At 67.7% G+C, this 20,796-nt stretch carries 15 protein-coding genes; 13 read left to right on the top strand and 2 right to left on the bottom strand.

From position 1 onward, the window contains the following. Nucleotides 1–75 precede the first annotated feature (75 nt). Nucleotides 76–1,263 carry a 3-oxoadipyl-CoA thiolase gene (gene pcaF, locus LK996_RS06670; protein ID WP_230526341.1) on the bottom strand — a complete coding sequence of 396 codons (1,188 nt, stop codon included), beginning with the start codon at nt 1,261–1,263 and terminating at the stop codon, nt 76–78. A 10-nt stretch (nt 1,264–1,273) separates the two neighbouring features. Next, the gene (locus tag LK996_RS06665; RefSeq protein WP_230526340.1) at nt 1,274–2,089 is read right to left on the bottom strand and encodes an IclR family transcriptional regulator domain-containing protein; all 816 of its coding nucleotides are present in this window, start codon (nt 2,087–2,089) and stop codon (nt 1,274–1,276) included. A 117-nt stretch (nt 2,090–2,206) separates the two neighbouring features. On the opposite strand from LK996_RS06665, the gene LK996_RS06660 reads away from it, so the two are divergent. The 13 genes from LK996_RS06660 to LK996_RS06600 all read left to right on the top strand — a co-directional run bounded on the left by LK996_RS06660 (nt 2,207) and on the right by LK996_RS06600 (nt 20,794). Continuing rightward, entirely contained in the window at nt 2,207–3,571 is a 1,365-nt protein-coding gene (locus LK996_RS06660; RefSeq protein ID WP_230526339.1) for an aminotransferase family protein, read from the top strand. Next, nucleotides 3,568–5,136: an aldehyde dehydrogenase family protein gene (locus LK996_RS06655; protein WP_230526338.1), complete on the top strand. Its 1,569-nt coding sequence runs from the start codon at nt 3,568–3,570 to the stop codon at nt 5,134–5,136. The genes LK996_RS06660 and LK996_RS06655 overlap by 4 nt, the downstream gene beginning before the upstream one ends. Nucleotides 5,137–5,144: 8 nt before the next feature. Then, nucleotides 5,145–5,993 (top strand): CoA transferase subunit A, encoded by an 849-nt coding sequence (locus tag LK996_RS06650; protein WP_230526337.1) that lies wholly within the window; start codon nt 5,145–5,147, stop codon nt 5,991–5,993. Continuing rightward, on the top strand, nt 5,990–6,778 hold the full coding sequence (locus LK996_RS06645; protein WP_230526336.1) for a CoA-transferase subunit beta: 789 nt from the start codon (nt 5,990–5,992) through the stop codon (nt 6,776–6,778). Before LK996_RS06650 ends, LK996_RS06645 begins: the two co-directional genes overlap by 4 nt. A gap of 23 nt (nt 6,779–6,801) precedes the next feature. Then, complete coding sequence (locus LK996_RS06640) at nt 6,802–8,130, top strand: acetyl ornithine aminotransferase family protein (protein ID WP_230526335.1); 1,329 nt, start codon at nt 6,802–6,804, stop codon at nt 8,128–8,130. Between the two features lie 42 nt (nt 8,131–8,172). Continuing rightward, nucleotides 8,173–10,662, top strand: a complete 2,490-nt coding sequence (locus LK996_RS06635) for a CehA/McbA family metallohydrolase (protein ID WP_230526334.1) — start codon at nt 8,173–8,175, stop codon at nt 10,660–10,662. Between the two features lie 71 nt (nt 10,663–10,733). After that, nucleotides 10,734–12,803, top strand: a complete 2,070-nt coding sequence (locus tag LK996_RS06630) for a S9 family peptidase (RefSeq protein WP_230526333.1) — start codon at nt 10,734–10,736, stop codon at nt 12,801–12,803. Continuing rightward, nucleotides 12,803–14,023: a DmpA family aminopeptidase gene (locus LK996_RS06625; protein WP_230526332.1), complete on the top strand. Its 1,221-nt coding sequence runs from the start codon at nt 12,803–12,805 to the stop codon at nt 14,021–14,023. The genes LK996_RS06630 and LK996_RS06625 overlap by 1 nt, the downstream gene beginning before the upstream one ends. After that, the gene (locus LK996_RS06620) at nt 14,023–15,354 is read left to right on the top strand and encodes a Xaa-Pro dipeptidase (protein ID WP_230526331.1); all 1,332 of its coding nucleotides are present in this window, start codon (nt 14,023–14,025) and stop codon (nt 15,352–15,354) included. The genes LK996_RS06625 and LK996_RS06620 overlap by 1 nt, the downstream gene beginning before the upstream one ends. Then, nucleotides 15,344–16,660 (top strand): APC family permease, encoded by a 1,317-nt coding sequence (locus tag LK996_RS06615; protein ID WP_230526330.1) that lies wholly within the window; start codon nt 15,344–15,346, stop codon nt 16,658–16,660. The genes LK996_RS06620 and LK996_RS06615 overlap by 11 nt, the downstream gene beginning before the upstream one ends. An 11-nt stretch (nt 16,661–16,671) precedes the next feature. Further along, a complete protein-coding gene (locus tag LK996_RS06610) occupies nt 16,672–18,003 on the top strand; it encodes an aromatic ring-hydroxylating oxygenase subunit alpha (RefSeq protein ID WP_230526329.1) in 1,332 nt (443 codons plus the stop codon). Continuing rightward, nucleotides 18,000–19,211, top strand: a complete 1,212-nt coding sequence (locus LK996_RS06605) for an aminomethyl transferase family protein (RefSeq protein WP_230526328.1) — start codon at nt 18,000–18,002, stop codon at nt 19,209–19,211. The genes LK996_RS06610 and LK996_RS06605 overlap by 4 nt, the downstream gene beginning before the upstream one ends. Continuing rightward, entirely contained in the window at nt 19,211–20,794 is a 1,584-nt protein-coding gene (locus tag LK996_RS06600) for a phytoene desaturase family protein (RefSeq protein WP_230526327.1), read from the top strand. Before LK996_RS06605 ends, LK996_RS06600 begins: the two co-directional genes overlap by 1 nt. Nucleotides 20,795–20,796 lie beyond the last annotated feature (2 nt).

Raw genomic sequence — 20,796 nt, 5'->3', positions numbered from 1 at the left:
CCCCGAACAGGTGGCCCACGTGTCGCAGGTGTGCGCGCTGCGCGCAAGAGCCGAAGGGCCGGGACCTCACGAACCTCACGAAACGCGCTCCATGGCGAGGGCCACGCCCTGGCCGACACCCACGCACATCGCGAGGAGCGCGCGACCGCCCCCCGTTTCCTGCAGTTGGTGGGTAGCGGTCAGCGCGAGGCGCGCGCCGCTGGCGCCGAGCGGGTGGCCGAGGGCGATCGCGCCGCCGTTGGGGTTGATCCGTTCGCTGTCGTCGGCAAGGCCGAGCGCGCGCGTGCAGGCGAGCACCTGCGCGGCGAAGGCCTCGTTGAGTTCGATGACGTCGAAAGCGTCGAGCCCCAGGCCGATGCGTTGCAGCAGGCGTTCGATCGCGGGCACGGGCCCCAGGCCCATGGTCCGCGGTGGAACGCCGGCGGCGGCCATCCCGAGGATGCGTGCGCGGGGCACCAGGTCATGGCGGGCCACCGCCTCCCCCGATGCGAGCAGCAGCGCGCACGCGCCATCGTTCAGGCCGGACGCATTGCCGGCGGTGATCGTCCCGTCGGCGCCCAGCAAGGGCGCCAGCGTCGCGAGCTTTTCGTGCGAGGTGTCCGCGCGCGGCTGTTCGTCGGCGGCGCACTTGCCCACCGCCATCAGCTCCGACGCGAAACGCCCGCGGGCGATCGCGCGCGCCGCGCGTTGCTGCGAGCGCAGCGCGAACGCATCCTGGTCTTCGCGCGCGATGTCGTGTTCGCGCGCGAGGTTCTCCGCGGTCTGCGTCATCGAATCGATGCCGTGCCGCGCGACCATCGCCGGATTGACGAAGCGCCAACCCAGCGTCGTGTCTTCGAGTTTCTGTTCGCGTGCGAAGGGCGCGTCGGCCTTGCCCAGCACGTACGGCGCGCGCGACATGCCTTCCACGCCACCCGCGACGACGAGGTCCGCTTCGCCGACCGCGATCGCGCGCGCGGCCTGGCCGACGGCTTCGAGGCCCGACGCGCACAGGCGATTCACGGTGACGCCGGGCACGCAGACCGGCAGGCCCGCGAGCAACGCGGCCATGCGGGCGACGTTGCGGTTGTCCTCGCCGGCCTGGTTCGCGCAACCGAGGATGACGTCGTCGATCGAGGCGTCGATGCCGGGGTGGCGATCGAGGAGGTGTCGGATCGGCAGCGCGGCGAGATCGTCCGTGCGTACCATGGACAGGCCGCCGCGATGGCGGCCGAAGGGCGTGCGCACGCCGTCGCAGACGAAGACGGTGCGCGCCGGGCTCATGCGTTCGCGCTCATGCGCTGACCGCCGGCAAGCGATGCGACGGCATGCAGGTTTCGATCGCCGACGCGGTGAGCTTGAGCTGCGGCAGGATCGTGCGGATCGCCTCGCGAGAAGCATCCGGGTGATACGGCATGCTCACGTTGATCGCGGTCGCGATGCGGCCGTCGGCGTTGTGCACCGGGACCGCAAGCGAGCACAGGCCGAGTTCGAGTTCCTGTTCGACGTACGCGTAGCCTTGATGGCGCACCTCGTCGACGATGCGGCGCAGGCGCTGCGTGTCGGTGACGGTGTAGGACGTGTGCTTCGTCGGGCGGCATTCGGTCAGCCACTGGTCGAGCGCGGGTTCGTCGAGGCCCGACAGCAACACGCGGCCCATCGACGCGGAGAACGCCGGCAAACGCGCGCCGACGCCGAGCGTCACGCTCATGATCCGGCGGCCCGGCACGCGCAGCACGTACACGATCGACTGGCCTTCGAGCACCGCCATCGAACTGCTCTGGTTGACCGCGCGGGCGAGGTCTTCGAGCAGCGGTTGCGCGAGATCGGTGAGGTTGAGCGAACCGAGGTAGCCGAACCCGAGTTCGAGCACGCTCGGGCTCAGCACGTATTCGCGGCCCGCATTGCGCACGTAACCGAGGTGTTCCAGCGTCATCACCAGTCGGCGCGCGGCGGCGCGGGACATCTTCGTGCGCGAGGCGATGTCGGCCAGGCCCAGGCGCGTGTGCTCGGCGTCGAAGGCCCGCAGCACCGACAGTCCGCGTGCAAGCGATTGCACGAAGTCGCGACTGTCCTCGAAGGTGGGATCGTTGCGTACTGCCTTCGCCATGCTGGTGCCGTGACCCCGTCGCGGTGGATTGACGGCGAGCGTAAAGGCTCAATAGAGTGGTGCGCAATACGCACAAGAAGTGCGCACAGCGCACAAACGCGGCGAGGTGATCGGCGGATGGCCATCGAAGAGCGCCACAGCGTGCTGCACAGCTGGTCGGTCCAGGCCGACTGGCGCGCGCCGACCGTCGTCGGCGGCCGCGGCGCGCGCCTGCTGCTCGCCGATGGCGGTTCGATCCTCGACATGAGCAGCCTCGCCGAGTGCAGCAATCTCGGCCACCAGCACCCGCGCCTGATCGAAGCGATCCGCGCGCAGGCCGAGCGCCTTTGTTACGTCAGCAACGCCTGGGGTGCGCAACCGCGCGCCGAACTCGCGTCGATGTTGCTCGAGCGCTCCGGCTTCGAAGGCGGCCGCGTGTTCTTCACGCTCGGCGGCGCGGACGCCAACGAGAACGCGGTGAAGATCGCGCGCCAGGCCTCGCGCAAGCCGCGCGGCGCGGTGATCGCGAGGGATCGTTCGTACCACGGCGCGACGCACCTGGCGATGGCGTTGTCGGGGGATTCGCGTACGCAACAGCAAGTCGATGCGGCGGCGTTCAACGTGCAGCACGTGCCGCCGCCGTATGCATATCGCTGTCCGTTCGGCAGCGCGAATGCAGACGAATGCGGCGAGCGCGGGGCGCATGCGGTGGCCGAACGCATCGATGCACTCGGCGCCGACGCCGTCGCCGCGGTGCTGATGGAACCGAATGCCGGCACCAACGGCATCGTCGCGCCCGATTCGTATTGGCCCGCGCTGCGTCGCGTCACCGCGGAGCGCGGCGTGTACCTCGTCGCCGACGAAGTGATGAGCGCCTTCGGTCGTTGCGGCGAATGGTTCGCCTGGCAGCGCCATGGCGACGACGCGCGTCCCGACATGATGACGCTCGCGAAGGGCCTGACCGGCGCCGCGGTTCCGCTCGGCGCCGTCGTGATCGCGCAGCATGTCGCCGCGCGCATCGAACACGAGATGCTCTACACGGGCCTGACCTATTGCGGCCATCCGCTGGCGTGTGCCGCGGGCGTCGCTGCGCTCCAGGCCTATGCAGAGGAAGGTCTGATCGAACGCTCGCGCAGGCTCGGCGCGCAACTGTTCGCCGACGCGCAGCGACTTCAGTCGCGACATCCGGTGATCGGCGATGTGCGCGGCGGCCACGGCCTGTTCGTCGTGCTCGAACTCGTGCAGGACGCGCCTGCCGACAGCGGCAGCACGCACGCACCGCTCGCACCGTGGCCGCAGACGCCACCCGCGCTGAAGGCGCTGGTCGACGATGCGATGGCCGCGGGCGTGTCCTTCGCCACGCGCGGCAACCTCTTGCTGCTCGCGCCGCCGCTGGTGATCGAGGAACGCGAACTCGCCGATGCGATCGCGCTGCTCGACACGCTGCTCGCGCGCCACTTCGCCCCATCCCCCGTGCCGCATTCCGCAAAGGTACCGACATGAGTTTCCGCCTGACCTACGCGACGATGTTCAACCCGCCCGCGGAAATGCACACGCAGTTCGAAGCTGCGCTGGCGCGACTCGAGGCGACGTTCGGCCAGCGCCATCCGTTGCTCGTGAACGGCGCGGACCGCGAACCGGCGAACTGGTCGTCGAAGCACAGCCCCATCGACACGAACCTCGTGCTCGGCGAATTCCCGCTTGCGAATGCGAAGGACGTCGACGCCGCGATGCAAGCCGCGCATGCCGCGTACCCCGCGTGGCGCGCGTTGCCCGTCGCGCAACGCGCCGCACTGCTGCGCAAGGCTGGCGACCTCATGCAGCAGCGCGTCTACGACATCGCCGCTGCACTCACCCTGGAAGTCGGCAAGAACCGCATGGAGGCGCTCGGCGAAGCGCAGGAGACGGTCGACTTCTTCCACCACTACGCCGACGATTTCGAAAAGCACGGCGGCTTCGATCATCCGCTGCCCAACGATCCGATCGACGGCATGGTGTCGCGCAATCGCAGCGTGATGCGGCCGTACGGCGCGTGGGTGGTGATCGCGCCGTTCAACTTCCCGTTCGCGCTCGCGGGTGGGCCGGTCGCGGCCGCGCTCGTCACCGGCAACACGGTCGTGTTCAAGTCGGCGACCGACACGCCGTGGTCGGGCAGGCTGCTCGCCGAAGTGCTGCGCGATGCGGGATTTCCCGCGGGCACGTTCAACTATCTCTCCGGCGCGGGTCGCGAAGCGGGCGAAGCGCTCGCGCAACATCCGCTGACGGCGGGCATCACGTTCACGGGGTCGGTGCCAGTCGGTCGCAACCTGATGCAGCAGATGGCGGGCGGCGCGTTTCCGCGTCCATGCATCGCGGAGATGGGCGGCAAGAATCCGTGCATCGTCACCGAACACGCGGACCTCGATCGCGCGGCCGCGGGCATCGCGCGGTCGGCGTTCGGCATGGGCGGGCAGAAGTGTTCCGCGCTGTCGCGGTTGTATGTGCACGAATCCGTGGCCGACGCGCTGATCGAGAAACTCGCGAAGCAGATCGACGCGATCAACATCGGCGACGCACGCAAGCGCGAACATTGGCTCGGCCCTGTCGTCAACGCGAGCGCCTACGCCAACTACGCGCGCTACGTGATGGATCTGGAAGCTGGCGGCGCGAAGCTGATCCGCGGCGGCAAGCAGTTGCGCGAAGCGGCCGCCGGCCGCGGCTACTACGTCGAACCCGTGCTCGCGGAAGCCGACATCGCGCATCCGTTGTGGAAGCAGGAGATGTTCCTGCCGATCGTGATGCTGCATCGCTACCGCGATCGCGACGACGCGATGCGCTTGGCCAACGACACCGACATGGGCCTCACCGCGGGCTTCTACGGCGGCGCGGATGAAGTGCCGTGGTTCCAGGACCACATCGAAGCCGGCGTCACCTACGCGAATCGCCCGCAGGGCGCGACCACCGGCGCGTGGCCCGGCTATCAGCCCTTCGGTGGATGGAAGGGCTCGGGCTCCACCGGCAAGGCGATCGCGTCGTTCTACTACCTGCAGCAATACCTGCGCGAACAATCGCGCACGGTGGTGGAGTAAGCCACGCGATGGCGTTCCTCTCGCTCCGCGAAGCGGTCGCCACGCACGTCGCCGACGGTGCGAGCGTGGCGCTGGAAGGCTTCACGCACCTGATTCCGTTCGCGGCGGGCCACGAGTTGATCCGCCAGCACAAGCGCGACCTGCACCTGATCCGCATGACGCCGGACCTGGTGTACGACCAGCTGATCGGCATGGGCTGCGCGCGCAAGTTGACGTTTTCGTGGGGCGGCAATCCCGGCGTCGGTTCGCTGCATCGGTTGCGCGACGCGGTCGAGCACCGGTGGCCGCGTCCGCTGGAACTCGACGAACACAGCCACGCCGGCATGGCCGCGGCGTTCTGCGCAGGCGCGGCGCGATTGCCGTTCGGCACGTTGCGCGGCTACCTCGACAACGATCTCGGCCAGGCGAACACGCGCGTGCGTCGCGTCGAATGTCCGTTCACGGGCGAACGTCTCGCCGCGGTGCCGGCGCTCAATCCCGATGTCACTTTCCTGCACGCGCAGCGCGCCGACCGCGCGGGCAACGTCGCGCTGCACGGCATCGTCGGCGCGGCGCGCGAAGCGGCGATGGCTGCATCGAAGCTGATCGTGACCGTCGAAGAGATCGTCGACGCGCTGCCGCCAGCGATGAACGGCATCGTGTTGCCGCACTGGATCGTCACCGCGGTGGCGCATTGCCCGGGCGGCGCGTATCCGTCGTACGCGCACGGGTTCTACGCGCGCGACAATGCCTTCTACCGGGAGTGGGACGCCATCGCGCGCGACCGCGCGACGTTCGAAGCGTGGATGCGCGAGCACGTGCTGGACACCGTCGATCACGCCGCATTCCTCGCCAGCCTCGCGAAGCGGGCCGCATGACGCCGGCCACGCGCAACGAATGGATGACCGTCGCCGCCGCGCGCATGCTGCGCGACCGGTGCGTGTGTTTCGTCGGCATCGGTTTGCCGAGCGCCGCGTGCAACCTCGCGCGCCTCACGCACGCGCCCGACATCGTGCTGATCTACGAATCCGGCACGATCGGCACGAGGCCCGACGTGTTGCCGTTGTCGATCGGCGATGGCGAACTCGCGGAGACCGCGGCATTCGTCGTGCCGCTGCCGGACGTCTTCGCGCATTACCTGCAGGGCGGACGCGTCGACGTCGGCTTCCTCGGTGCGGCGCAGATCGATCGCTTCGGCAACTTGAACAGCACCGTGATCGGCGACTACGCCACGCCCTCCACGCGCCTTCCCGGTGCCGGTGGCGCACCGGAAATCGCCGCGCACGCGCGCGAGACCTTCGTGATGTTGAAGGCGAGCAAGCGCAGCTTCGTCGAGCGGCTCGACTTCCGCACGACGGCCGGGTTTGGCGAAGGCGCCGGTGCGCGTGCGAAGACGACCGCGCGCGGCGGTGGTCCGCGCGCCGTGATCACCGACTTCGGCATCCTCGCGCCGCATCCGGCGACCGACGAACTGCAGCTCGTCGCGTTGTTCGCCGACGCCACCCTCGACGAAGCACGCGACGCGGTCGGCTGGCCGCTCGCCGTCGCGAGCGAAGTGAAGCAGGTTGCGCCACCGACCACGCACGAACTCGAAACGTTGCGCGCATTGCACGCGCGTACCCGCGAAGCCCATGCACGCCCCGTCGTGCTGCCCACTCCATGACGATGACCCGAACCCCGCCCCCCATGTCCAACCCGCACCTCCAGACCGAATTGCCGGGCCCCAACGCACGCGCCCTGATCGCGCGCGACGCCGAGGTCATCTCGCCGTCGTACCCGCGCGACTATCCGTTCGTGATGTCGCACGGCCGCGGCACGGAAGTGTGGGATGTCGACGGCAACCGCTTCCTCGACTTCGCCGCGGGCATCGCGGTGTGCAGCACCGGGCACGCGCATCCGCAGGTCGTCGCCGCAGTGACGGATGCGGCGAGCAAGTTCCTGCACATCTCCAGCGATTACTGGCACGAACAGATGGTCGGGCTCGGCGAACGTCTCGCGCGCATCGCGCCGATGGGCGAGCCGGCAATGAGTTTCCTGTGCCAGTCGGGTACCGAAGCGGTCGAAGCGGCGATCAAGCTCGCGCGATACGTGACCGGGCGTTCGCGCTTCATCGGCTTCCTTGGCGGCTTCCACGGACGCACGATGGGCTCGCTGTCGTTCACGTCGAGCAAGTACACGCAGCAGAAGGGCTTCAACGCGACCATGCCCGGCGTCACCCACGTGCCGTATCCGAACAGGTATCGCCCGTTGTTCGCCGGCAACGACCAGGGCGCGGCGGTGCTCGACTACATCCGCATGTTGTTCGAGCGCAGCGTGCCGCCGTCGGATGTCGCGGCGATCCTTGTCGAACCGATCCAGGGCGAAGGCGGTTACGTCGTGCCGCCCGATGGTTTCCTCGCCGGCTTGCGCGCGCTGTGCGACCAACACGGCATCCTGCTGATCTTCGATGAAGTGCAGTCGGGCATCGGCCGCACCGGGCGCATGTTCGCAAGCCAGCATTGGGGCGTATCGCCAGACATCATGACGCTCGCCAAGGGCATGGGGTCCGGCTTGCCGATCGGCGCGATGGTCGCGAAGAAGCGCCTGATGTCGCAATGGAAGCGCGGCGCGCACGGCAACACCTACGGCGGCAATCCGATCACCTGCGCGGCGGCCAACGCGACGATCGATCTCGTCGAAGGCGGCATGGTCGGCAACGCGGCGACGGTCGGCGCGCACTTCACCTCGGCGCTCCACGACCTGGCGCGCGACTTCCCGTGCATCGGCGACGTGCGCGGCAAGGGCCTGATGATCGGCATGGAACTGATCGAAACCGACGGCTCGCCGGCGCGCGCGCTGTGCGATGCCGTCATCACCCGCGCCTTCCACAACGGCCTGCTGTTGTTGTCGTGCGGCACGAGCACGGTGCGCTTCATGCCGCCGCTCGACGTGAAGCGGGAGGAAGTCGACGAGGCGATGGCGCTGCTGCGCACCAGCCTGCAGGAAGCGATGGTGTTGTCCGGGCGCGGGGCCTGACGGATGCGCGGCAGGGGGGGGCGCTTCGTCCGTGCGACGTGCGTGGCCGCGTTGCTCGCGTCCGCGCTCGCCGTGGCCTCGGGTCGCGAGCCCGTGCTCAAGCAGGTCGACTTGCCGCACAACTATTACTGGCGCGAGTTGTACCTGCCGCAACTGACGACCGGGCCGGGGTCGGTGAGCTTCATGCCCGATGGCGAAACGCTTGTGTACAGCATGGGCGGATCGTTGTGGCGCCAGCGCATCGGCGAGGACGAGGCCGTCGAACTCACGCATGCGATCGGTGCGTACGACCATCAACCCGATGTCGCGCGCGGCGGCCGCAGCGTGGTGTTCACGCGCTACGACGGCAACGCGATGGCGCTGTGGCGCATGGATCTCGCGACCGGGCAGTCGCGCGCGCTGACCCGAGGCGGTTCAGTCAACGTCGAACCGCGCCTGTCGCCCGACGGCAAGCGTATCGCGTGGGTGTCGACCGAAGGCAGCGGGCATTTCAATCTGTTCCTCGCCGACATCGGCGATGATGGCCTTCGCAATGCGCGTCCGTTGCTCGGCGAACGGCGCAGCAAGCTCGATCGTTACTACTATTCGGCATTCGACCACGCGATCAATCCCTCGTGGTCGCCTGACGGAAAATCGCTCCTGTACGTCGGCAATCCGGAAATAGCATGGGGCACCGGCGACATCCGGATGGTGCAGGTCGACGCGCCCGCGCAGTCTCGCAAGCTTCTGTCCGAGGAAACCAGTTGGAGCACGCGCCCCGAACTTGCGCCTGATGGCCACCGCATCCTGTTCGCGAGCTACCACGGGCGGCAGACGCACCAGTTGTGGATGACGACTGTGGACGGCGCGGCGCCGCTGCCGCTCACGTTCGGCACGAGCGAGCGACGCAACGCGCGCTGGTCGCCCGACGGCAAGCGCATCGCCTACATCGGCAACGCGGGCGAGGGCGGCAATACCGAACTCGTGGTAATGGATGTGGTCGGCGGCGCGAGCCGCATCGTGACGCCCACGCGCCTGCGCACGCTGGCTCCGACTTCGCGCATGGTGATCGATGTGCGCGACGGCGCGGGCCAGCGCGTGCCCGCGCGCGTCTCCGTGGTCGGCAGCGACCGGCGCGCGCACGGACTGCGCGATGCCTGGATGCACGCCGACGATGGCTTCGACCGCGCAACGCTGGCCACCGAAGCGCATTACTTCCATTGCGCATCGCCGTGCACGCTCGACGTGCCGGCGGGCGTGGCCGACGTGACCGTGCAGCACGGTTTCGCGCATGCGCTCTGGCAACAACGCGTGGAGGCGGTGGCCGGCCGCGAAACACCGGTCCAGGTCGCGCTCGTCGCACAACCCTTGCCGCGCGAGTTCGGCCACTTCGTCGGCGTCGACCTGCACGTGCACATGAACTACGCCGGCCATTATCGCAACACGCCGGCGAACCTCGCGCGCCAGGCGCAGGCGGAAGACCTCGACGTCGTCGAGAACCTGATCGTCAACAAGGAAGAGCGCATTCCCGACATCGCGTACTTCGGTACGCCGACTGGCGACACCCATCCGCGCATCGCGCATGCGCAGGAGTACCACACGAGTTTCTGGGGCCATCTCGGCCTGCTCAACTTGCGCGATCATTACGTCACGCCGGATTTCTCGGCATATCGCCACACCGCGATGGCGAGCCCATGGCCGCACAACGGCGTCGTCGCCGATCTCGCGCATGCGCAGCAGGGCGTCGTCGGTTACGTGCATCCGTTCGACACCGTGCCCGATCCCGCGAAGGACCCGGCACTCACGCACCAGCTGCCCGCCGATGTCGCGCAGGGCAAGGTCGACTACATCGAGATCGTCGGCTTCGCCGATCACAAGTCAACGGCGAACGTGTGGTATCGCCTGCTCAATCTCGGCTATCGCCTCCCCGCGGGCGCAGGCTCCGACACGATGGCGAACTACGCGTCGCTGCGCGGGCCGGTCGGCATCAACCGCGTGTTCCTCGACACCGACGGGCGCCTCGACGGCGACGCCGTGATGACGACGCTCAAGGCCGGCCGCGGCTTCGTCACCAACGGGCCGCTGCTGGGCCTGCTGGTCGACGGGCAAAAGCCAGGTGCATCGATCGCCGCGCGAGGCAAGCTGCCGTATCGCGTGTCGATGCGCTCGCCGATCGCCGTCGATCACCTCGAACTCGTGTCGAACGGGGAGGTCGTGAAGCGCTTCGACCTCGCCGGCGACCGCATGCGCTTCGATGTCGAAGGCGAGCTCGATGCAACGCAAGGCGGTTGGTTGCTGCTGCGCGCATGGAACGACGACGCCGACCCGAAGCTGCTCGACCTGTATCCGTACGCGACGACCAACCCGGTGTGGCTGGAAGGCGACGCACCCGATGCGCGTGGCGACGCGGCCTATTTCGTTGCCTGGCTCGATCGCGTGATCGAAGCCGCCGATGCGCGAGACGATTGGAACGACGCGCAGGAAGAGGCCGCGACGCTCCAATACCTGCGCGAGGCGCAGGACAAGTTCCGCCAACGCGCGGAGGAACGCTGATGCGCAGGGGGTCGCTGATGCGCAGAGGAGCGCTTGTGCGCACGGGAACGGTTATGCGCAAGGGAACGGTGATGCGCAAGGGAACGCCGACGCGTGGAACCACGTCCGTTCGCGCCCTGTGCGCAATGCTCGCGCTGTTCGTGTCGACTACGCACGCAGCGGAGTCGGCACAGACGTCGCAGTCATCGACGCCGTCGCCGACCACGCGCTTCGGCGTCGACGACCTCGCACGCCTCGTCGACCTCACCGAGCCCACGCTCTCCCCGGACGGCCGCACGGTCGTCTACACCGCGACCTCCGCCAACCTCCAGGAAGACCAGTCGCAGTCCGACCTGTGGCGCGTCGATTACGCAAGCGGCGAACGCAAGCGCCTCACCAACACGCCGAAGCACGACGAGTCGCGCCCGCAGTGGACGCCCGACGGCAAGTCGATCGCGTTCCTCTCCGATCGCGGCGGCGACGAAGCGACGACGCAGGTGTGGCTGATGCCCGCGAACGGCGGCGAAGCCAGGCGCCTGACCAGGTTCGGCGAAGGCATCGACGACTTCGTGTTCTCGCCCGATGGCAAGCGGCTGGCGTTCATCGCGCGTCAACCGCAACAACCCTTCGGCGCGAAGAAACCGAAGAACCCGCCGCCCATCGTCACCGAGCGTTACCAGTTTCGCGAAGACGGCGCCGGTTATCTCGACGATCGGCGCAAGCACCTGTACGTGTTCGACATCGCGAGCGGCAAGACAGAATTGCTCACGCCCGGTGCGCACGACGAACAACTGCCCGCGTGGTCGCCCGACGGCAAGCACCTCGCGTACGTCACCAAGCGCGGCGTCGATCCGGATCGCCACCTCAACTTCGACATCTACGTGGTCGAAGCGAAGGCCGGCGCGACCGAGCGACAACTCACGACGTTCAAGGGCTCCGACCTCGATCCCTACTGGGAGACTCGCCCCGCGTGGAGCCCCGACGGCAAGCGCATCGCCTACCTGCGCAGCGGCGAGGACAAGTGGATCTACTACGCGCCGTGGCAACTGGCGATCGTCGATGTCGCGACGGGCGAAGAACGCGTACCCGCGGACATCGATCGCTGCTTCACCAAGCCGCGCTGGTCGGCCGACGGCAAGAGCGTCTACGCGCTGATCGAACACCCGCAGGTGACCTGGCTGTCGCGCATCGACCTCGACGACGGCAAGGTGACGCCGCTGACGCAGGGGCCGCGCTTCGACTATGACCTCGACGTGTCGAAGGACGGCCGCGTCGTCGTGCTCGGCGGCGACGACCTGCATCCGTACGCGATCTCCGCGGTCGAGCCGACGGGCCTGCGCACGCTCGCCGACCACAATGCCTTCCTGGCGCAGCGCGAACTCGCGAACGCCGAACCCTTCCACTACCGCAACGGCGACGTCGAACTCGAAGGCTTGCTGATCAAGCCGATCGGTTACGTCGAAGGCCGCCGCTATCCGACGATCGTGCGCCTGCATGGCGGACCGGTGTATCAGTTCAGCCGCGAATTCATGCCCGATTGGCAGGCGTATGCGGCGCAGGGCTTCGCGGTCGTCGCGCTCAATCCGCGCGGCAGTTCGGGCCGCGGCTTCGACTTCGCGAAGGCGATCTACGCCGACTGGGGCAACGTCGATGCACGCGATGTGCTTGCCGGCGTTGATCACGTCGTGCAGATGGGCATCGCCGACCCCGATCGCCTCGGCATCGGCGGCTGGAGCTACGGCGCGATCCTCACCAATGCGGTGATCGCCACCGACACGCGCTTCAAGGCCGCGATCAGCGGGGCGGGCGCGTCCAACATGTACGGCATGTACGGGCACGACCAGTACATCCGCGAGTACGCGCTCGAGCTCGGCTCGCCGTGGGCGAACCGCGACGTCTACGACCGCGCGAGCTTCCCTTTCCTGCACAGCGATCGCATCACGACGCCGACGATGTTCCAGTGCGCGGACGAGGACGCCAACGTCCCGTGCCTCGGCGCCGAACAGATGTACCAGGCGCTGCGCGCGCGCAACGTGCCGACGCGCCTGGTCGTCTATCCGGGCGAAGGCCACGGCCTCACTGTTCCCAGCTACCTCAAAGACCGCATGATGCGGAACCTGGGGTGGTACTCGCGGTTCCTGCGGGAAGAGGGAGGGGAGTGATGCCGACAGTCGTGCCGTCATCGGTGCAATGTTTGGCGCGCGCATGCGTGTTGGGCCTCGCCGTTGCCGCGAGCCTGACCGCGCACGCCGCGGACCCGCGCGCACGTGCGCTCGGCGTGCCGTTCGAAGGCAAGCCCGGCGCGTTGAATGCGATCACCGACGTGGCGGGCGTCACCGTCGGCCAGGTCACGCTCATCGAGGACCGCGAGGACGGCCACAAGGTGCGCACTGGCGTCACCGCGATCCTGCCGCGCGGGCGCGACAGTTTTGAGACGCCCGTGTTCGGCGGATGGTTCGCGCTCAACGGCAACGGCGAGATGACCGGCACGACGTGGCTCGAGGAATCGGGCCAGCTCGAAGGTCCGGTGATGCTGACCAACACGCACAGCGTCGGCGTCGTGCGCGATGCAGTGATCGCCGAGCGCGTGAAGGCCGGCGGTGCGGATGCCAGCGGTTACTGGTGGTCCCTGCCCGTCGTCGCCGAAACCTGGGACGGGCACCTCAACGACATCAACGGCTTCCACGTGAAGCCGGAGCACGTCGCACAAGCATTGCGCGACGCGAGCGGTGGCCCCGTCGCGGAAGGCAACGTCGGCGGCGGCACCGGCATGGTGTGCCACGAATTCAAGTGCGGTATCGGTTCTGCCTCGCGCGTCGTCGCGCTGGAGAACGCGCAATACACCGTCGGCGTGCTCGTGCAGGCGAACTACGGCATCCGCGACACGCTGCGCATCGCGGGCGTGCCGGTGGGCCAGCACTTGCGCGCGGATCGCGTGTACACCGACCCCGCGCTTGCGATCGCGGGCGACGCGCCGAACGGCGACACGGGTTCGATCATCATCGTCGTCGCAACCGACGCACCGCTGCTGCCGCACCAGCTCGACCGCATCGCCAAGCGCGCCGGCATGGGCCTGGCGCGCATGGGCAGCTACGCGGGCAATGGATCGGGCGACATCTTCGTCGCGTTCTCGACCGCCAATGCCGCCGCCGCGAAGGGCGCCTCGCGCAACGAAGCGAGCTTCGTCGGCAACGATCACCTCGACGATCTGTTCAACGCCACCGTGCAGGCCACAGAAGAAGCCATCGTCAACGCGATGATCGCCTCACGCGACATGCGCGGCGAAGGCGGACACTATGCGAACGCGTTGCCGCACGATGCGCTGGTTCGCCTGCTGAAGCGTTACGGCCGCTACGAGCGCGCCCAATCACAGGGACGGTAATGAAACCAACGAAGCTCGTCACCGCGTTGTTGTTCGCGACACTTTCACCGACCGCGTTCGCGCAGACGGTCGTCGTCCACGCAGGCAGGATGGTCGATGTCGACAAGGGCGAAGTGCTCGCCGATCGCGCGATCACGATCGAGAACGGACGCGTCGTGCGCGTCGAGCCCTGGTCCGAAGCAAGCGCGCGCAACGCCAGGGTCATCGACTGGTCGCGCTACACCGTACTGCCCGGCCTGATGGACATGCACACGCACGTCGCCGACGAAGGCCAGTCCGCCGATCCGGGCGCGCCGCTCAAGAGCACGCCGGCGCGCGACGCCTTCATCGGCGCGAAGAACGCGTGGGACACGGTGCGCGCAGGCTTCACGACGGTGCGCGACGTCGGCGTGTTCCGCGGCTTCGCCGACGTGGCGTTGCGCGATGCGATCAACGCGGGGCAGGTCCCCGGTCCGCGCATGTTCGTCGCGGGCGCATACATCACGATCCCCGGCGGCGGTGGCGAGATCACCGGCCTGCCGGAAGGCACCGTGGTCCCCGACGAATTCCGCCGCGGCGTCGCGAAGGACGAACAGGAAGTGCGGCAGAAAGTGAACGCGCTGTTCGACGGTGGCGTCGACTTCATCAAGGTCATCGCGACCGGCGCCGTGCTGGCCGCGGGCACGGAGCCCGGCGAATCCGAATACACGGAAGCGCAGATCCGCGCCGCGGTCGAGGAAGCCGGAAAGCGCCACAGCTTCGTCGCCGCGCACGCGCATGGCGCGGAAGGCATCAAGCGCGCTTCGCGCGCGGGCGTGCGTTCGATCGAACACGGCTCGCTGATGGACGACGAAGCCATCGCGACGATGAAGCAGCACGGCACGTGGCTGGTCGCCGACATCTACAACGGCGATTACATCGATACGGTCGGCCGCGCGGAAGGGTGGTCCGACGAGATCCTGCGCAAGAACACCGACACGACGGAAACCCAGCGCGCCGGCTTCCGCAAGGCGGTCGCGGCGGGCGTGAACATCGCCTACGGCACCGACAGCGGCGTGTATCCGCACGGCGACAACGCGCGCCAGTTCGCTTACATGGTGCGCTACGGGATGACGCCGATGCAGGCGATCCAGTCGGCGACGATCCAGCCTGCGCGCATGCTCGGCCGCGAGGGCGAGCTCGGTTCCATCGCGCCGGGCAAGTTCGCCGACCTCATCGCGGTGGACGGCGATCCCATCGCCGACATCGAAGTGCTGCGCGACGTACGCTCCGTGATCAAGAATGGCAAGCGGGTCTGCGATGGCCCGGAAGAATGCGGTCCGCCGCGACAGGACACTTCCGATGGCAAGTAACGGCGACGAAGGCCAGCGCAAGCTCGGCTTCTGGATGTGCACGGCGCTGGTGGTGGGCAACACCATCGGCATGGGGATCTTCCTGCTGCCCGCGTCGCTGGCGCCGTACGGCTTCAACGCGACGCTCGGCTGGCTGGTCACCGCGCTCGGTTGCGTTGCGCTCGCGCGCGTCTTCGCCCGCCTCGCGCGCGAGATGCCGAACGCCGACGGCCCCTACGGCTACATCCGCTCGACGCTCGGCGACATCCCGGCCTACATCGCGATCTGGTGTTACTGGGTGTCGTTGTGGATCACCAACGCGGCGCTCGCGACCGGCGTGGTCGGTTATCTCGGCGCGGTGTTTCCGCCGGTCGCCGACATGCAGCCGGCGATCGCGGCATTGATCCTGTTGTGGACGTTCGTCGTGATCAACCTGTTCGGCGTGCGCAGCGGCGGACGCGTGCAGGTCGCCACCGCCGCGCTGAAGTTGCTGCCCATGCTGGCCGTCGCGCTGCTCGGCGTGTGGTTGTTGCTGACCTCGCCCGAGGTCTACACGGCGCATCCGCCGGCCGCGCCGATCCAGGCGGGCGAAGTCATGGCGGCTTCGACGATCGCGTTGTTCGCGATGCTCGGCCTGGAATCGGCGACCGTGCCCGCGTCGCGCGTGCATGATCCCGCGCGCACGATTCCGCGCGCGACCATCGTCGGCACCGTGCTGACGGCGGCGATCTACCTCGTCGTCTCGACCGTGCCGATGCTGTTGATCCCGGAGCAGGAGCTGGCCGGCGCCAATGCGCCGTTCGCGATGGTGATGGATCGCTTCGCCGGCGCGGGCATCGGGCGCTGGCTCGCGCTGTTCGTCGTGGTCAGCGGCCTCGGCGCGCTCAACGGCTGGACGCTGCTCGTCGGCGAACTCACCCGCACGATGGCGGTGAACGGCGTGATGCCTGCGGCGCTCGCGCGCAACAACCGGCGCGGCGCGCCGGTCATCGCGCTGCTGGTGACGGGCGTGCTGGGCAGCGGCATGGTCTTGATGAGCTACAGCAAGTCGCTGGTGGAAGGCTTCACCTTTCTCTCGAAGGTGGTGACCGCGGCCAACCTGCCGCTCTACCTGTGCTGCTCGCTCGCGCTGGGCGTGATGTGGAAGCGCGGCGACAAGGCGGGCGTGCGCGGGATGCTGGGGATCTCGCTGTTCGGCGTGGCGTACTCCCTGTTCGCCTTCGTGGGCCTGGGCCACGAGCCGTTCGTGCTCGGGTTGGTGCTCGCGGCGGCGGGCCTGCCGCTCTACCTGTTCATGCGCGTCCGCCGCCCGGCCGCCGTGGCTTAAGATTCGACGATATGACTGCCCTGAACCAACATTTCGTCGCCGACAGCGAAGACAACCTCGCCCGCATGCAGCAGGCGGTCGCCGAACAGATGCGCGATCGCGACGCGGGCCTCATGCAGTACTTCTACCGATCGTCGGTGGTGTACCAGCGGGAGCTCGACAACCTGTTCTTCAAGAGCTGGTTGTGGGCGGGGCACGTCAGCCAGATCCCGAATCCGGGCGACTTCTTCCTGTACGAGATCGACCAGGAATCGGTGATCGTCGCGCGCGGCAACGACGGGCAGGTCCGCGCGCTGATCAATTCCTGCCGCCATCGCGGTTCGCGCGTGTGCGAAGAACTGCAGGGCAACTGCAAGACGTTCGTGTGCCCGTACCACGGTTGGGTGTACGGCACCGACGGCGCATTGCGCGGCGCGCGCCACATGGACGCGATGCCCGGGTTCCGCAAGGAAGACCACGGCCTGAAGCAGGCGCGCGTAGCCGTGCGCTTCGGCCTGATCTTCATCAACTTCGATCCCGACGCGTACGACTTCAACGCGTGCCTCGAGCAGGTCGACGGGCAACTTGGTCCGTATCACCTCGAGAACGCGAAGATCGCGCATCGCGAGACCTATTCGGTCGACGCCAACTGGAAGATCGCGCTCGGCAACTACCTCGAGTGCTACCACTGCGAAACCGCGCACCGCGCGTATTCGAAGCTGCACACGTTCAAGGATCGCGAAGAGGTCGTCGCGCCGATCAACCGCGCGATGTGGGAACGCGCCGAACGCGAGACCGGCGTGCACGACATCGAGAAGGCCGTCTATCGCATGTTCCGCGAGGCGCCGGGCTTCGGGTCGTGCGTCTACACGAGCCGCTACGCGCTGTTCGACGGTTACCTCTCCGGCAGCCGCGACGGCACGCCGGTCGCGCCGCTGATGGGCGACTTCAAGGGCTATGACGGCGGCGCGGGCGACTGCCAGTTCGGCCCGCTGACCTACATGCTCAACTACCCGGACCACTGCATCCTGTTCCGTTACGTTCCCTTCGGGAACAACAAGACGGACATGGAGATCGTTTGGTTCGTCAACGGCGATGCGGTCGAGGGCGTCGACTACGATCGCGAAGCGTTGGTGTGGCTGTGGCACGTCACCACGATCGAAGACAAACGCATCATGCAGTTGAACGCCGCGGGCGTGAACTCGCGGTTCTTCGAACCTGGCCCGCAGCATCCGGAGTTCGAGGACACGCCCAAGCGCTTCGTCGACTGGTACCTGCACGCGCTCGCCGGCGACTTCAGCGTGATCCCGCCCACGGTGCGCACGCACCGCACCAGTTCCTGCGAAATGACCGAGCATCCATGACCGCCGTCCCGCAGTTCCAACTCAAGCACACGCCCTTCCACGAACGCACCTCGCAACTCAGTCTGCCGCAGAACTGGCGGCGCTGGGCCGGGCACATCGTGGTCGGTTCCTACGACCTGCATGTCGAGCGCGAGTACTGGGCGATCCGCGACGCGGTCGCGCTGATCGACGTTTCGCCGCTGATGAAGTACATGATCGAAGGCCCCGACGCCGCGCGCTTGCTCGACAAGCTCGTGCCGCGCGACATCGCGAAGATGGCCGTCGGCCAGGTCGGTTACACCGGCTGGTGCGACGACGAAGGCAAGCTGCTCGACGACGGCACCATCTCGCGCCTCGGCGAAACCACCTTCCGCCTCACGTCCGCCGAGCCGTCGCTGCGCTGGCTGTCGATGAACGCCGTCGGTCTCGACGTGTCGATCACCGAAGTCACCGAGAAGATGGGCGCGCTCAGCCTGCAGGGCCCGAAGTCGCGCACGGTGCTCAACAAGGTGTGCGGCAAGTCGCTCGACAAGCTGAAGTACTTCCGCGTCATGGAGAACACGCTGGCCGGTCGCAAGGTCACGATCTCGCGCACCGGCTACACCGGCGACCTCGGTTACGAAATCTGGATGGACGTCGCCGACGCGCTGGCCGTGTGGGACGCGCTGATGGAAGCGGGCCACGATTACGGCCTCGTGCCGTGCGGCATCCTCGCGATGGACATGGCGCGCGTCGAAGCCGGCCTCTTCATGATCGACGTCGATTACACGGCCGCGAACCACGCGTGGATCGAAGGCCAGAAGTCTTCGCCGCTGGAGATGGGCCTGGATTGGGCGGTGCATCTCGACAAGCCGGGTTACTTCGTCGGCCGCCGTGCGCTGGAGCGCGAACAGAAGGCCGGTTCGTTGTGGAAGCTGGTGGGCTTCGAAGTCGACTGGGCCGGCATGGAACCGTTGTTCGCGGCTGTCGGCCTGCCGCCGCAGATTCCCGCGATGGCCGTGCGCGGCTCGCTGCCCGTAATGCATGAAGGCAAGCAGGTCGGCTACGCATCGACGAGCACCTGGTCGCCGGTGCTGAAGAAATACATCGCGCTGGTCCATTTGCAGGCCCCGTACTACGAACCCGGCACGCAGCTCGCGATGGAAGTCACCGTCGAGCACAAGCGCCTGCACGCGCCGGGCAAGGTCGTGAAGCTGCCGTTCTACGAACCCGAGTGGAAGAAGAAGTGATGACGACGAATCAATATGACGCCGTTGTCATCGGCGCCGGCCACAACGGCCTCATCGCCGCCGCGTATCTCGCGCGCGCGGGCAAGAAGGTCTGCGTGCTCGAACGCCGCGAAGTCGTGGGCGGCGCCGCGGTCACCGCCGAACCGTTCCCCGGCTATCGCTTCTCGCAGTTCTCCTACGTCGTCAGCCTGCTGCGCCCGGAGATCATCCGCGACCTCGAACTGCCGCGGCATGGTTTGAAAATCCTGCCGCTGCCGAGCACGGTCACGCCGCTCGACAACGGCGACTATCTCGCCGCGTGGGACGACCACGACCTCACGCGCCAGGAGCTGTATCGCCATTCGCCGCGCGATGCCGAAGCCTCGGACGAATACGGCCGCGTGATGGCGCGCGCCGCGAAGGCGATCAAGCCGATCCTCGGCTTGGTGCCGCCGGATCCGTCGTCGCTGAGCCCACGCGACCTGATGGGCCTGTTGAAGGTCGGTCAATACGCGAAGAGCCTGTCGGAAAAAGAGCTGTACCAGATCGCCAAGCTGCTCACGATGTCGGCGGCGGACCTGCTCAACGACTGGTTCGAGTTCGATCCGCTGAAGGGCACGAAGTCGGCGAGCGGCATCATCGGTACGTTCCTCGGCCCGCATTCGCCGGGCACCGCGTACGTGTTGCTGCACCACTACATGGGCGAAATCGACGGCGCGTTCCGCGCGTGGGGTTTCGCGAAGAACGGCAACGGCGGCGTGAGCGCGGCGATCGCGAGTTCTGCGCGCGCGCTCGGCGTCGAGATCCGCACCAACGCCTCCGTGCAGCAGGTGATCGTGAAGGGCGGCCGCGCGGCGGGCGTCGCGCTCGCCAACGGTGACGAACTCCAGGCGAAGGTCGTCATCACCGCGGCGGATCCGAAGCGCTCGTTCCTGCAGTTCGTCGAGCAGAAGCATTTGCCCGGCGAGTTCGTCGAACAGATCAAGAACTTCCGCGTGCGCGGTTCGTCGGGCAAGGTCAACATCGCGCTCAGCGAGTTGCCGGACTTCACCTGCCTGCCGGGCGAGAACGCGCTGCACCGCGGCGCGATCTCGATCAGCCCGAGCATGGAGTACATCGAACGCGCCTACGACGAAGCGAAGTACGGCCAGTTCGCGAAGAACCCCTATATCGACATGATCATCCCGTCGATGATCGACCGCGACATGGCCCCGCCGGGCCACCACGTGATGTCGTGCTTCGTGCAGTACGCGCCGTACGACATCGAAGGCGGCTGGGACGATGCGAAACGCGAGGCCTTCGGCGAGACCGTCATCAACACCATCGAGCGTTACGCGCCGAACATCCGCCGCGCCATCGTCGGCAAGCAGGTGATCACGCCGAAGGACATCGAAGCGATCGCCGGCATCACCGGCGGCAACATCTTCCACGGCGAACTGCTGCTGCACCAATTGTTCTTCCTGCGCCCGGCGCCGCAATGGGCCGATTTCCGCACGCCGCTCCCCGGTTACTACTTTGGCGCGTCCGGCGCGCATCCGGGCGGTGGCGTGATGGGCGCGGCCGGCAAGCTGGCCGCACAGGAAGTCCTCAAGGATTGGAAGTGACG

The sequence above is a fragment of the Noviluteimonas lactosilytica genome (genome assembly GCF_020866925.1).
Lineage (GTDB): Bacteria > Pseudomonadota > Gammaproteobacteria > Xanthomonadales > Xanthomonadaceae > Noviluteimonas > Noviluteimonas lactosilytica.
This window is presented reverse-complemented; position numbering and strand designations above follow the sequence as displayed.